We start from the raw sequence: 13,547 nt of genomic DNA, 5'->3' as shown, positions 1-13,547 counted from the left end.
GTACGGCGGTGAAAACCCGCCGATGAAACGCCTGGTCTGGCCGCTTATGCTGGCGGCATTGCTTGCAGGGTGCGCGGGCGAAAAAGGCATTGTCGATCGCGGCGATTATAAAGTGGATACCCGTCGGCAGGCGCAGGCGGCTTATCCTCGCGTGAAAGTGCTGGTGATCCACTACACAGCGGATGATTTTGACGCTTCGCTTGCCACGCTCACCGACCGCAACGTGAGTTCGCACTATCTTATTCCCGCCATTCCGCCGGAAAAAGGCGGCAAGCCGGTTATCTGGCAACTGGTGCCGGAGCGGGATCTTGCCTGGCATGCGGGCATCAGCTACTGGCGGGGCGCGACGCGTATCAACGATACCTCCGTCGGCATTGAGCTGGAAAACCGCGGCTGGCAAAACGTGGCGGGGCAAAAACGCTTTGCGCCTTTTAGCGCGCCGCAGATTGACGTGCTGGCGAAACTTGCCCGCGACATTATCCAGCGCTACCAGATCAAACCCGCGAACGTGGTGGCCCATTCGGACGTAGCGCCGCAGCGTAAAGACGACCCGGGGCCGCTCTTCCCCTGGCGGGCGCTTGCCGCGCAAGGCATTGGCGCATGGCCGGAGCCTGACCGCGTCGCGTTTTATCTGGCGGGACGCAGCGCTTACGCGCCGGTAGAAGAAGGTTCGCTGCTGACGTTGCTTGAACGTTACGGTTACGAAGTAAAACCGGAGATGACGGATGTGCAGCGCAAGCGGGTGATCAGCGCTTTTCAGATGCATTTCCGCCCGACGCGCTACGACGGGATAGCCGATGCTGAAACCGAAGCGATAGCGCAGGCGCTGCTGGAGAAATATGGCCAGGGGTGAGGGCCTGTTAACGATATGAGAAAGGCGGGTAAGCGCAGCGCCAGCGATCTGGCGCGCCCGCTACAGGGCTTATCCGCGGTGCAGCCTGCCGTGGTCCCGCAGCCAGAATGCGGTGCGCTCAATCCCTTCATCCAGCGAAACCACAGGCTGATAGCCCAGCTCCGCTTCAGCGCGGCTGATATCCACCGTAAAGTCAAAATTAAGCTTTGAGACGCCATAGTGCGTCAGCACCGGTTCTTTGGCCGCTTTGTTGCCCATGCGCTCCAGGCTTCTGGCGACTAAATCCAGCATCGGGTAAGGCACGGAGCGGATCCGACACGGGATGCCCAGCGAGTCAATAAGCTTCTGCACAATAGCGCGCAGCGGACGCGGCTCGCCGTTGGCAATGTTATAAGCCCGGCCGGAGGCAAGCTTGTCGCATTCGCTGCTGCTGGCGAGCCACATGGCGTGCACGGCATTTTCGTAATAGGTCATGTCTACCAGCGCTTCGCCGCCGCGCGGCAGCAGCACGCTGCCGTAATGGCGCATCATCTGCACCAGACGAGGAAAGAAGACGGTATCGTGCGGGCCAAACAGGCTTTGCGGGCGCAGAATAGTAAAGCGCGTCTGCGGGTTAGCCTGCGCCAGCAATTGAATGACTTCTTCGCTTGCCGCTTTGCTGCGGGCAAATTCGTTGGCGTAGCGCGCCGGACGGAAATCTTCCTGAATCGCCAGATGGTGGTGATAGTCGAAATAGAGCGCGGGAGAAGAGAGGTGCACAAAGTTGCGCACGCCCCAGGCGACCGCCCACTCGCCCAGACGGCGGGTAGCGCGCACGTTAGCAAGGTCAAACACCTCCTGGGTGCCCCAGGGCGCGGTGAAGCTGGAACAGTGCCAGAGCGTGTCGATGTCGGCCAGCATCACTTTCGCCTGCGAAGAGACCAGGTCTGTGAGATCCGCATGGACAAACTCTGCGCCCATTTTGGTCAGCAGTTTACCCATCGCTTCGTTGTTACCGGTAGCACGGACGGTGAGGCCTTTACGACGTAAAAACTCGACCGCGTTTCGGCCTAAACCGCTGGTGGCGCCCGTAACCAGTACCTTCATGTTAACTCACTGTGACGAAAAGATTGTGCCGCGCATTCTTCCGTTAAATGCGCTGCTATGCAATGGGATAAGCGCAAGAATCCGCGCGCAAGGCTATATTTCAGAAGTTATTCGCTCAGCCCGCCGCGCAATCTGCTGCGCCATGCCGCGAAAAATAAACAGGTGCGCCGGAAACATCGCCAGCCAGTATAGCAACCCTGCCATGCCGTGCGGGTGCCACCAGGCGCGTACGTCCAGCGTGCGGTAGCTGCCCTTATCGCGAAGCGTAAACACCAGTCGCCCCAGCCCGGGCGCTTTCATGCCAAAAAGCAACGTCAACTGGGCTTGCGGCTCCGCCACCAGCACCCGCCAGCTGTCAACGGCGTCGCCAACCTGTAAATAAGGACGCGAAGGACGCCCTCTGGCAAGCCGGTGTCCTGCCAGGCGATCCATCGCGGCGCGGATGCGCCAGAGCACGTTAGCAAAAAAGTAGCCCTCTTGCCCGCCGAGGCGGTTAACCACTTCCCACAAGGCGCTAAGGCTTGCGGCAGTATGCACCGTATGGCCCGCCTGTTTCGGGTAATAGCCATAGTCCGGGCGCCAGCGGGCGAACGCCTGCGGGTCGTTGCCCCAGTCGTCGCGGTTGGCCAGCTCCGCTTCTTTTTCGAGGGTGGCGCGCACGGCGTCGTCAAAGCTGATTAACGGCTGGGGTATTAACTCGCGCAGCGTCCGGTCATCCGCCAGCAGGTCATGTTTCAACCCCTGGATCAGCGCCCGGGCGACAGAGGGCGGAACGGAAGTTATGGCGTTGAGAAACCAGACGGAGATCCAGCTTGTCGGCAGCGGCAGGGGGATCAGCGGGCGACGCTTGCCGCTTAATGCCATAAAGCGTTCGAACTGTTGTTGATAACTCAGCACTTCCGGCCCGGCGGCTTCAAAAACCCGGTGGACAGCGGTGGGATGATGTAAAAGCTCAAGCAGATAGTGAAGCAGGTTCTCCAGCGCGATGGGCGTGGTGCGCGAACGAACCCAGCGCGGCGGCGTCAGTACCGGCAGGTTGTTAACCATATCGCGCATCACTTCAAAGGCGGCTGAACCCGCGCCGACGATAATGCCCGCGCGCAATTCCGTTACCGGCACGTCCGAATCGCGCAGAATGTCCGCCGTCATCTGGCGGGCGCGCAGGTGATCGGAAGGTATTGCGCCTGGCGGCGTTTGCAAAGCGCTTAAATAAATGACCTGGCGCACCGGCGTTTCGCGTAACGCATCGCGCACGTTCAGCGCCGCCTGGCGTTCATGGGCGATAAAAGCGTCGCCTTCGCCCATGCTGTGCACCAGATAGTAGAGCGTGTCGACGCCCGAGAGCAGGGCGGGAAGCCCTTCCGGCCACTGCAAATCCAGTGAGCGGCAGACGACGCCTGGCAGCGCGAGCTTCTCAAGCGGTTCGATATGCCGGGCCGCAGCGCGCACCGGATAGCCCGCCGCGCTCAGGCGGCGAGTCAGATGCTGGCCGACATAGCCGCTGGCGCCCAGCACCAGCACAGGCTGCGGCTCATGCATAGCGTTTCCTTAGCGGCTAAAAAAAGCCTGCCAGAGACGGACCACTTCGGCGAGCTGGTCGCGGTTGACATCAAGATGGGTCACCAGGCGTGTGACGGGCGCCGCGCTAATCAGCACGTCATGCGCTTTCATATACTGGCCCAGCTCCGCCGCTTTTTCCTGCGGCACGCGCACGAAAAGCATGTTGGTATCCTGACGACGCACGTCCGCGCCCGCTTCGCGCAACGCGCCGGCAAGCCAGGCGGCGTTGTCGTGATCCTCTTTCAGCCGCGCCACGTTGTGCTCCAGCGCATAGAGGCCCGCGGCGGCCAGAATGCCCGCCTGCCGCATGCCGCCGCCGGTCATTTTGCGCCAGCGGGTCGCGCGCTTGATGTAGTCACGGCTGCCAAGCAGCAGCGAACCTACCGGCGTGCCAAGACCTTTAGACAGGCAGATAGTAAACGTGTCGCAGTAGCGCGTAACTTCTTCCAGCGTACAGCCGTAATCCACAACGGCATTGAAAATACGGGCGCCGTCGACGTGCATCGCCAGGTTACGCTCGCGCGTAAATTCCCATGCCTGCTTCAGGTATTCACGGGGCAGCACTTTGCCGTTGTGGGTGTTCTCAAGGCTTAATAGCTTTGTGCGGGCGAAATGAATATCGTCCGGCTTGATTTTCATCGCCACTTTCTCCAGCGGCAATGTGCCGTCCGGGTCGGCTTCGATGGGTTGCGGCTGAATGCTGCCAAGCACCGCCGCGCCGCCCGCTTCATAAAGGTAATTATGGGCGAGCTGGCCGACAATGTACTCTTCGCCGCGCTCGCAATGGCTCAGCAGCGCCACCAGGTTGGCCTGGGTGCCGGTGGGCAAAAACAGCGCCGCCTCTTTGCCACTTAAACGCGCGGCATAATCCTGAAGTTCGTTAACGGTAGGGTCATCGCCATAAACGTCGTCCCCGACCGGAGCGGCCAGCATACGCTCCAGCATGGCGCGGCCCGGACGGGTGACGGTATCACTGCGTAAATCAATCACGGCATTTCCTTTTTAATGCAAGGGAGATGCCTCTCTTTTACCGGAACCAGTTGGTTTTAGCCAGTTCGACCACTTCATCGCCGCGACCGTTGATAATGGCGCGCAGCATGTAAAGGCTGAAGCCTTTGGCCTGCTCAAGCTTGATTTGCGGCGGCATAGCCAGCTCTTCTTTAGCGACGACCACGTCTACCAGCACAGGCCCATCGGTGGCGAACGCGCGTTGCAGGGCGTCGTCCACGTCTGCGGCTTTCTCAACGCGAATGCCGGTGATCCCGCAGGCCTCGGCGATGCGCGCGAAGTTTGTGCTGTGCAGTTCGGTGCCGTCCGTAAGATAGCCGCCCGCCTTCATTTCCATCGCGACAAACCCCAGCACGCTGTTGTTGAACACCACAATTTTTACCGGCAGGTTAAGCTGCGCCAGGGTAAGGAAGTCGCCCATCAGCATGCTGAAGCCGCCGTCGCCGCACATCGCCACTACCTGGCGGCCCGGCGCGGCGGCCTGGGCGCCAATGGACTGCGGCATCGCGTTGGCCATTGAGCCGTGGTTAAACGAACCGAGCAGGCGTCGCTTGCCGTTCATTTGCAGGTAGCGCGCCGCCCAGACCGTCGGCGTGCCGACGTCGCAGGTAAAAATAGCGTCGTCCGAAGCGTAATGGCTTATTTGCTGCGCCAGATATTGCGGGTGAATCGCTTTGTCGCCGGGTTTCGCCAGGTCATCAAGCCCTTCGCGCGCTTTACGATAATCTTCCAGCGCTTTGTCGAGGAAGCTGCGGTCTGTTTTCTCTTCCAGCAGCGGCAACAGCGCATTTAACGTCGCTTTTACGTCGCCCACCAGCGCCATGTCCACTTTGCTGTGGGCGCCGATGCTGCCGGGGTTGATGTCTATCTGGATAATTTTGGCGTCTGTCGGATAGAAAGCACGATAGGGGAACTGCGTGCCGAGCAGCACCAGCGTGTCGGCGTTCATCATGGTGTGAAAGCCAGAGGAGAAGCCGATAAGCCCGGTCATGCCCACATCATAAGGGTTGTCGTACTCGACATGCTCTTTGCCGCGTAGCGCGTGAACGATGGGCGCTTTCAGCGTTGAAGCAAACTGCACTAACTCCTGATGCGCGCCGGCACAGCCGCTGCCGCACATCAGCGCGATATTGCTGGAATAACGCAGCAGTTGCGCAAGCTTTTTCAGCTCGGTTTCTTCCGGCACGATAACCGGCTGCGGCGCGCTGTACCAGTGGGTGCTGGCGCCTTCAGGCGCGGGCTTGAGCGCCACGTCGCCCGGCAGCACCACCACCGACACGCCGCGGTTGATGATCGCTTTGCGCATGGCGATGGCAAGCACCTGCGGGATCTGCTCCGGCGTGCTTACCAGCTCGCAATAGTGGCTGCATTCACGAAATAACTCTTGCGGGTGCGTCTCCTGGAAATAACCGCTGCCGATTTCGCTTGAAGGAATATGGGCAGCGATGGCAAGCACCGGCACATGGTTACGCTGGCAGTCAAACAGGCCGTTTATCAAATGCAGGTTGCCGGGGCCGCAGGAGCCCGCGCAAACCGCCAGTTCGCCCGTCAACTGCGCTTCGGCGCCTGCCGCGAAGGCCGCGACCTCTTCATGGCGGGTGGGCATCCACTCGATAGTTTTCATACGGTTAAGGCTGTCGCTTAAGCCATTCAGCGAGTCGCCCGTTACGCCCCAGATACGTTTCACGCCCGCCTGTTCAAGCGTTTTTGCAATGTATGCAGCCACTGTCTGTTTCATCGTTACTCCCTGAAATGAATGTGATACCGCCTGAAAGCTTAGTTCATTTCGCTGGTAACTTTGGAATTAAAGCCTTATTTTTGCTGTGGTTATTCACAGCAATCGATTTGATAATGATAAATAAATTCAGGGGGATATATGTCTTCAGCGCTGGCGGCCTTTAACCGGGCCATGGATAAAAACGACGCGGGAAAGCTGCTGCTTCGCCTGGCGGTCGGCGGGCTTATGCTGTTTCACGGCTTGCATAAATTGTTTGACGGGGTCGGCGGCATTCAACATTTACTGGCGGCGCACGGTCTGCCGGAATTTATCGCTTACGGCACGCTCGCAGGCGAGGTCGTGGCGCCGCTGCTGATCGTCTTAGGCATCCTGACGCGTCCGGCAGCGTTGCTGGTGGCGTTTACCATGATTGTGGCCTGGCTGCTGGTGGGGATTGATAAAACCTGGATGCTGGATAAAACCGGCGCCTGGGCGATAGAAAACATCGTCTATTTCTTTATCGGGGCGCTGGCGGTGGCCTGTCTCGGCGCGGGGCGCTATTCAGTGGCGGGAAGTGCATGGCGGTAAAGAAAAGGCTCCTGACGGAGCCTTTTTATTCGCTATGGCGCGCTTTTGCCTCACCTTTCACACTCATTTGTTTACAGAGCGGGTAAGCGTTAGCGCTGCCCGCTCAACGTTACCCCTCAGGCCAGCACCAAATCGCTTTCAGGGTGACAAGAGCAGGCCAGCACATACCCCTCGGCAATTTCCGCCTCGGTGAGCGTCATGGTGCTTGTCACGCTGTAGTCGCCCGACATAACGCGCGTTTTGCAACAGCCGCAGACGCCTGCGCGGCAGGCAACGTTAACCGGCACCTTGTTGCTTTCCATCGCCTCAAGCAGCGTAGTGCCGACCGGGCCGTAAAACTCGCGCGCAGGCGTCAGCGTGGTGAACTTCAGCCCGCTGGTAGCGGCTTCGGCAACCGGCGTAAAGAATTTCTCTTTAAAGAACCGCGTTACGCCGAGCGCTTTCACCTGCTGCTCGACAAAATCCATATAGGGCGCCGGGCCGCAGGTCATTACCGTGCGCGAAGCGAGATCGGGCACCTGTTGCAGTATTTCCCGCGTCAGGCGTCCTTCGACAAAGCCCGGCACGCCTGCGCTTTCTGCAATCAGCGTCACCGGGTAATCGCGCCATTCATCAGCGAAAATCACATCCTGCGGCGTACGCACGTTATAAATGACGCGCACATCGGCATTCGGGCGGTATTTCGCCAGCCAGCGGCGCATCGACATAATCGGCGTTACGCCGCAGCCGCCCGCCAGCAGCAGGAAACGATCCTCCGCTTTGTCGGCGCAGGTAAATTCGCCCTGCGCGTCAGAGAGCCACAGGTAATCGCCGCGCTTCACTTCCCGCGTCAGCCAGTTTGAACCTTCGCCCTCGTGAATACGGCGCACCGTAAGCGTAATAAACGGGCTGACGCCAGGCGTTGACGAAATGGTATAGGCGCGAAGCTGGTCCGCGCGGTTGCGAATGCTCACCAGCGCGTACTGTCCGGCCTGATACGGGTAAAAATCATGGCACAGCAGCGACAGCGTCCAGACATCAGGCGTTTCCTGACGAATATGGTGCACCTGCATCCGCCATGGGCACTGAGGTGTTGGCATAGTCATTCTGTCTCCTCCTTATGCGCCCAACAGCGCGCGCATATCCTGCTCAACGGTCGTTACCTGGCGCAGGCCAAATTTCTCGTTCAGCACCGCCAGCAGGTCCGGCGTGAGGAAGCCCGGCGCGGTAGGCCCGGTGACAATATTGGTTACGCCAAGCGACAGCAGCGTCAGCAGAATAACAATCGCTTTCTGCTCAAACCAGGAGAGCACCAGCGACAGCGGCAGGTCGTTTACGCCGCAGCCCAGTTTTTCCGCCAGCGTCACGGCGAGAATAATCGCGGAGTAGGCGTCGTTGCACTGGCCTGCATCGATCAGACGCGGCAGCCCTTCGATGTTGCCGAAATCAAGTTTGTTGAAACGGTATTTACCGCAGGCGAGGGTGAGGATGAGGCAATCCTGCGGCACGCTGGCGGCGAAATCGGTGAAGTAGCTGCGTTCGCCGCGCGCGCCGTCACAGCCGCCCACAAGGAAAATGTGACGCAGCTTTTCCCGGCTTACCAGGTCTATCAGCGTATCGGCGGCGCCAAGCAGCGTCTGTCGTCCAAAGCCCACGGTGATAAGGTGCTCAATTTCGCTGTACGGGAAACCTGCCATTTGCTGCGCCTGAGCAATCACGGGCGCAAAATTATCCCCTTCCAGATGGCTTACGCCTGGCCAGCCGACAATGCTGCGGGTCCAGATGCGATCGTCGTAGCTGCCGACCGTCGGGTCGATAATGCAGTTAGACGTCATGACGATGGGGCCGGGGAAGCGGGCGAATTCCACCTGCTGGTTTTGCCAGCCGCTGCCATAGTTGCCCACCAGATGTGTAAACTTCCGCAGCTCCGGGTAACCATGCGCGGGCAACATTTCGCCGTGCGTGTAAACGTTCACGCCGGTGCCTTCGGTCTGCTCCAGCAGGTTATAAAGATCTTTCAGATCGTGACCGGAAATGAGTATGCATTTGCCGGCGACGGCTTTTACATTTACCTGGGTTGGCGTCGGGTGGCCATATTTGCTGGTTTCCCCCGCATCCAGAATGCTCATTACCTTGAAGTTCATCTGGCCGATTTCCATCGCGCATTCCAGCAGCGCATTCATGTCGGCAGGCCAGGTGCCAAGCCAGGCCATGATTTTGTGATACTGCCCGTAGATAGCGTTATCGTACTGGCCCAGCACATGGGCGTGTTCCATGTAAGCCGCCGCGCCTTTCAGGCCATACAGGCAGAGCAGGCGCAGCCCGAGAATATTTTCGCCAATCACGGCTTTGTCGACATTCGGGGCGAACGCGGCCGCCTGGCGCTGAAGGTCGCCCAGGTCGTCGCTGATAAGCTGCACATCCGCCATGGGGTTTTCCACGCAGGCGCTGGCGTCCAGGTTCAGGCATTGCTGTTTCAGCGCTTCGCGCAGGGCGATGGCTTCACGGGCGTAGCCGACAATGCGCGGGGAATCGAAGTTAACGTTGGTCAGAGTAGAGAAAAAGGCGCGCGGCGCGAAGCTGTCTACGTGATGGTCGATAATGCCAAGCTCCCGCGCTTTCACAGCCCATGCCGACAGCCCTTGCAGCGCGGCAATAAGCAGATCCTGTAAGTCTGAAGTCTGGGCGGTTTTCCCGCAGACGCCCTGCGCATAAGCGCAGCCGTTGCCTGCCGGAGTACGAATGGTTTGTTCACATTGCACGCAAAACATGGGTCACACCTTAAAGTTATATTTAATATGCATGTTTAAGGTTAGGCGTGTCCTACCGGGCTGAAAAGCGCTTTCTACGGCAACTTACAGGGAGATTGATTTAGCGCAATTTTGAAGATGAAAGGCTAACGCTTAAGAGGTAACTGAGGGTGAAAAGCGTCGTCGATCGCAAGAAGAGGCCCGGGAAACCCCGGGCCTGAAGAGCATTAATCCTGTTTTTCCAGCAGCGCGCGGTAAACAAAACCGCCCAGCACGCCGCCGATGGCTGGCATTAGCCAGAATAACCACAGCTGTTGCAGCGCCCAGCCGCCCTGGAAAATCGCAACGGCAGTGCTTCTCGCCGGGTTAACGGAAGTATTGGTCACCGGGATGCTGATCAGGTGAATTAACGTCAGCGCCAGGCCAATCGCAACAGGCGCAAAACCCGCCGCAGCGTTTTTATCCGTTGCGCCATGAATAATTAACAGGAAGAAAGCGGTAAGAATAATTTCGATAAGCGCGGCGGAAAGTAAAGAATAACCGTCCGGGGAGTGTTCACCATAGCCGTTAGAAGCAAAGCCGCTTATTTCAGCATCGAACCCTGTGTTGCCGCTGGCGATAATATAAAGCGCCGCCGCAGCCACAATACCGCCAATAACCTGTGCGGCGATATAGCCTGCGATCTCTTTAGCAGGAAAACGCCCGCCAGCCCACAATCCCAGCGTCACCGCCGGGTTAAAATGACCGCCGGAAATATGTCCTACGGCATAAGCCATCGTCAGTACGGTTAAACCGAACGCCAGCGAGACGCCGACAAAACCGATCCCCAGTTCCGGAAAGCCAGCCGCCAGCACGGCGCTGCCGCACCCGCCAAAGACCAGCCAGAACGTGCCGAAAAATTCGGCGGCTAATTTTTTATGCATAATTCCCTCTATATAAACTGAACACTAACTTTATTTATGATGAAACTAAATTAACTCGAAAACGCCTGGAAATGATAAGGCGCGTTATTCTAGGGATATTCTCTGCGGGAAACTATATGGATTAATTTGGCGGTAATGTTTTAAGAAAAGAGCTTTATTTATGTTGCTTATACAACTGGTTTAATTGTGTAAATATCACCAAATATTTTACAGACTAATCAGAAATGGAGTTATTGCTCCGTTTTATAGACAGAGAGTTATTTTTATTTAAGCATTGCGGCACGTTTCGCAAGAACAAAAATCTCAGGTCTGCCTGCCGTCTGGATTACCGCTATAATGCGGGTAGTCTGAAGGAAGCGCTGCAAAAGTCTGGAGGAGTCATGTTTCTTGAGCGGGTAGAAATTGTCGGTTTTCGCGGAATCAATCGCCTGTCGTTGATGCTCGAACATAATAACGTGCTGATAGGCGAAAATGCCTGGGGAAAATCGAGCCTGCTTGATGCGCTTACGCTTATTCTTTCGCCTGAAAACGCCCTCTATTCCTTCACCCGTAACGATTTCTGGTTTCCGGCTGGCGATATCAATGGCCGTGAGCGTCATTTACATATCATTCTCACTTTTTGCGAGTCGGCGCCTGGCCATCATCAGGGGCGGCGTTACCGCGCGCTTAATGGGCTATGGGTAAAAGGCGACGATGATTATCAGCGCATTTTTTACCGGCTGGAAGGCAGCCTGGCTGACGACGGAGCTGTGCTTACTTTACGCAGTTTTCTCAACGCGCAGGGTCAGGAGCTTGAGCTCGGCGATATCGACGAGCTTGCTCATCAGCTCACCCGGCTGATGCCCGTGCTGCGTCTGCGCGACGCCCGCTTCATGCGCCGTATTCGCGATAACGGGATACCGCCCGGGCCGGAAGTGGAGGCCACGGCGAGGCAACTTGATTTTCTGGCCCGCGAGCTGGTCGCCAGCCCGCAAAACCTGACAGACTCTCAGCTGCGCCAGGGGCTTACGGCGATGGTGCAACTGCTCGAGCACTACTTTTCAGAACAAAGCAGCGCCCAGGCGCGCCAGCGGTTGATGCGCCGACGCTCCCACGACGAGCAGCGCGGCTGGCGCTACCTCGACGTCATTAACCGTATGATCGACCGTCCCGGGACGCGCGCTTCACGAATCATTCTGCTGGGGCTGTTTTCCACGCTCTTGCAGGCCAAAGGCAGCGCGCCGCTTTCCCGCGACGCCCGTCCGCTCTTGCTGGTGGAAGATCCTGAAACGCGTCTGCACCCGATTATGCTTTCAGTGGCCTGGAATTTACTGAACCTGTTGCCGCTGCAAAAAGTGACCACCACCAACTCCGGCGAATTGCTTTCGCTTACGCCTGTTGAGCAAATCTGCCGACTGGTTCGCGATGGAGGCAAAGTCGCCGCGTGGCGGCTCGGCCCCGCTGGCATGAATGCGGAAGAGAGCCGGCGCATTGCGTTTCATATTCGCTTCAACCGTCCCTCTGCGCTGTTCGCTCGCTGCTGGCTGCTGGTGGAAGGCGAGACGGAAGTCTGGGTGATGAATGCGCTGGCGCGCCAGTGCGGCCACCATTTCGATGCCGAAGGGATAAAAATCATTGAGTTTGCGCAGACAGGCTTAAAGCCTTTAATTAAATTCGCCAGACGTATGGGCATTGAATGGCACGTGCTGGTGGATGGCGATGAAGCTGGAAAAAAATATGCCGCCACGGTGCGAAGCCTGGTGAATAACGACAGCGCGCAGGAGCGCGATCATTTAACCGCGCTGCCCGCGCCGGATATGGAACATTTTATGTATCGCGAAGGGTTTGCCGATGTCTACCACCGGGTCGCGCAACTGCCGGAAAATATTCATATGAAGCCGAGGCGCGTGATAATTAAAGCAATCCACCGCGCCTCTAAACCCGATCTGGCGATTGAAATAGCCATGGAAGCCCAACATCGCGGGGTGGAATCCATTCCGCCATTGCTGCGAAAAATGTTTTCCCGCGTCATCTGGCTGGCGCGCGGGCGGGCTGATTAGTTCTGCAACTGCGCTTCCAGGCTATCGAGCAGTTCATAGCGGCGACGGTATTCGGCGCGCTTTTTGCTGGCGATATCTTCCATCGGTTTACGTGGAATAGCCCCCGGCAGCCTGAAAAAACCTGAGCTCTCCTGCTGTGCGCCCAGCGAAAGCCAGAAGCTATCGTAGTCGGCATGCAGCTTCTCTTTTTTCTTTTTCTCATAGCGCCAGCTGCGGTAAACATGCGTGCTGTTGCCTACGGCAAGGCATTGTTCAACGTCCCACTTTTGCGCCAGCTGGCAGACGCTCTCCAGCAACAGTCGTTTGGGAAAGAGCCCGTGGCAGGCCTTGGTTGCCTGCTGAATAAGATCATGCTCGACCCAGGCTTTAGCGCCCTGCAAGCCGCCAATAAATATCGTTTTTTTGCCTTTGTATAAACACAGCGTGAAGGTGAGCTCGGCCAGGGTTACGTTCTGCTCATTACGAAACAGCAGGGTGGCTTCGCCTTCTTTATCCAGATCCGCCACGGCGCCCAGATAAATGCTATACAGCTCGCCGTTTTTGCCGGACAGCGTCGCCAGCAGCGCGCTCTGGCGCGACATGCAAGCGGCGAAGCGCGTGGGCGTCAAAAGGCTGGAAAGCGATGCGTAATGGAACGTAATGGCTTGCAGCGCATCACGGCGGGAAAAAGCCGGCGTCAGCCAGGGCCGGTGCAGGCGGCACGGCAACCCTGGCTGAGCGTGCAAAAGCGATTCCAGCTGCGGCTGGCGCGCCAGCGCGCTAAGCAATTGCCAGGTACGAAATGGCGTAGCCAGCGAGCGTGCCATAAACTTCCGGCGGTAGCGCGGGTTTTCCCAGGCGCGGCCTGGCGTCCAGCGGCCGCGTGAAAGTTGCTGGAAAAGTTGCCAGGCGTTGCGCGGCCGGGCTTCGGCGGTAAATTCGGCGAGTGCGGACATAATTAAGGCCCCTGTATGACATAGCCTTTATTTCACCCCGCGCTCCCTCAACGTAATATCAATGCGCCAGCAACCTGATTAAGCAGGTAGGGTTTCGTTGAGATTCTGT

11 protein-coding genes are annotated in these 13,547 nt (G+C 57.9%); 3 read left to right on the top strand and 8 right to left on the bottom strand.

Annotated features, from left to right (window positions below; all coding sequences use genetic code 11):
• Positions 1-22: 22 nt before the first annotated feature.
• Positions 23-853: an N-acetylmuramoyl-L-alanine amidase gene (locus DW56_RS08275; RefSeq protein ID WP_024555261.1), complete on the top strand. Its 831-nt coding sequence runs from the start codon at positions 23-25 to the stop codon at positions 851-853.
• Positions 854-922: 69 nt separating this feature from the next.
• Here DW56_RS08275 and DW56_RS08270 read toward each other — a convergent pair whose 3' ends face one another.
• The 4 genes from DW56_RS08270 to poxB form a co-directional block, all read right to left on the bottom strand.
• The gene (locus tag DW56_RS08270) at positions 923-1,939 is read right to left on the bottom strand and encodes an NAD-dependent epimerase/dehydratase family protein (RefSeq protein ID WP_024555262.1); all 1,017 of its coding nucleotides are present in this window, start codon (positions 1,937-1,939) and stop codon (positions 923-925) included.
• A gap of 93 nt (positions 1,940-2,032) precedes the next feature.
• Positions 2,033-3,478, bottom strand: a complete 1,446-nt coding sequence (locus DW56_RS08265; protein WP_024555263.1) for a DUF2867 domain-containing protein — start codon at positions 3,476-3,478, stop codon at positions 2,033-2,035.
• 9 nt (positions 3,479-3,487) lie between these two features.
• Complete coding sequence (ltaE, locus tag DW56_RS08260) at positions 3,488-4,489, bottom strand: low-specificity L-threonine aldolase (protein WP_024555264.1); 1,002 nt, start codon at positions 4,487-4,489, stop codon at positions 3,488-3,490.
• 37 nt (positions 4,490-4,526) lie between these two features.
• Complete coding sequence (poxB, locus tag DW56_RS08255; RefSeq protein ID WP_024555265.1) at positions 4,527-6,245, bottom strand: ubiquinone-dependent pyruvate dehydrogenase; 1,719 nt, start codon at positions 6,243-6,245, stop codon at positions 4,527-4,529.
• A gap of 138 nt (positions 6,246-6,383) precedes the next feature.
• Here poxB and DW56_RS08250 point away from each other — a divergent pair, with 138 nt between their 5' ends.
• Positions 6,384-6,812 (top strand): DoxX family protein, encoded by a 429-nt coding sequence (locus DW56_RS08250; RefSeq protein ID WP_024555266.1) that lies wholly within the window; start codon positions 6,384-6,386, stop codon positions 6,810-6,812.
• Positions 6,813-6,928: 116 nt separating this feature from the next.
• On the opposite strand, the gene hcr is transcribed toward DW56_RS08250, so the two are convergent.
• From hcr to aqpZ, 3 genes are all read right to left on the bottom strand, one after another.
• Positions 6,929-7,897 (bottom strand): NADH oxidoreductase, encoded by a 969-nt coding sequence (gene hcr, locus DW56_RS08245; RefSeq protein ID WP_024561999.1) that lies wholly within the window; start codon positions 7,895-7,897, stop codon positions 6,929-6,931.
• 12 nt (positions 7,898-7,909) lie between these two features.
• Positions 7,910-9,562, bottom strand: coding sequence for a hydroxylamine reductase (gene hcp / locus DW56_RS08240; protein WP_024554831.1), 1,653 nt, complete (start codon positions 9,560-9,562; stop codon positions 7,910-7,912).
• A 206-nt stretch (positions 9,563-9,768) separates the two neighbouring features.
• On the bottom strand, positions 9,769-10,464 hold the full coding sequence (gene aqpZ, locus DW56_RS08235) for an aquaporin Z (RefSeq protein ID WP_024554832.1): 696 nt from the start codon (positions 10,462-10,464) through the stop codon (positions 9,769-9,771).
• A 380-nt stretch (positions 10,465-10,844) separates the two neighbouring features.
• On the opposite strand from aqpZ, the gene DW56_RS08230 reads away from it, so the two are divergent.
• Positions 10,845-12,503 (top strand): ATP-dependent endonuclease, encoded by a 1,659-nt coding sequence (locus tag DW56_RS08230; RefSeq protein WP_024554833.1) that lies wholly within the window; start codon positions 10,845-10,847, stop codon positions 12,501-12,503.
• Here the strand turns inward: DW56_RS08230 and DW56_RS08225 are convergent.
• The gene (locus DW56_RS08225) at positions 12,500-13,438 is read right to left on the bottom strand and encodes a VirK/YbjX family protein (RefSeq protein WP_024554834.1); all 939 of its coding nucleotides are present in this window, start codon (positions 13,436-13,438) and stop codon (positions 12,500-12,502) included. The genes DW56_RS08230 and DW56_RS08225 overlap by 4 nt on opposite strands.
• Positions 13,439-13,547 lie beyond the last annotated feature (109 nt).

The sequence above is a fragment of the Franconibacter helveticus LMG 23732 genome (assembly GCF_000463115.2).
Classification (GTDB): Bacteria; Pseudomonadota; Gammaproteobacteria; order Enterobacterales; family Enterobacteriaceae; genus Franconibacter; species Franconibacter helveticus.
The sequence above is the reverse complement of the archived record's forward strand: the minus strand, read 5'-3'. Positions and strand labels throughout refer to the sequence as shown.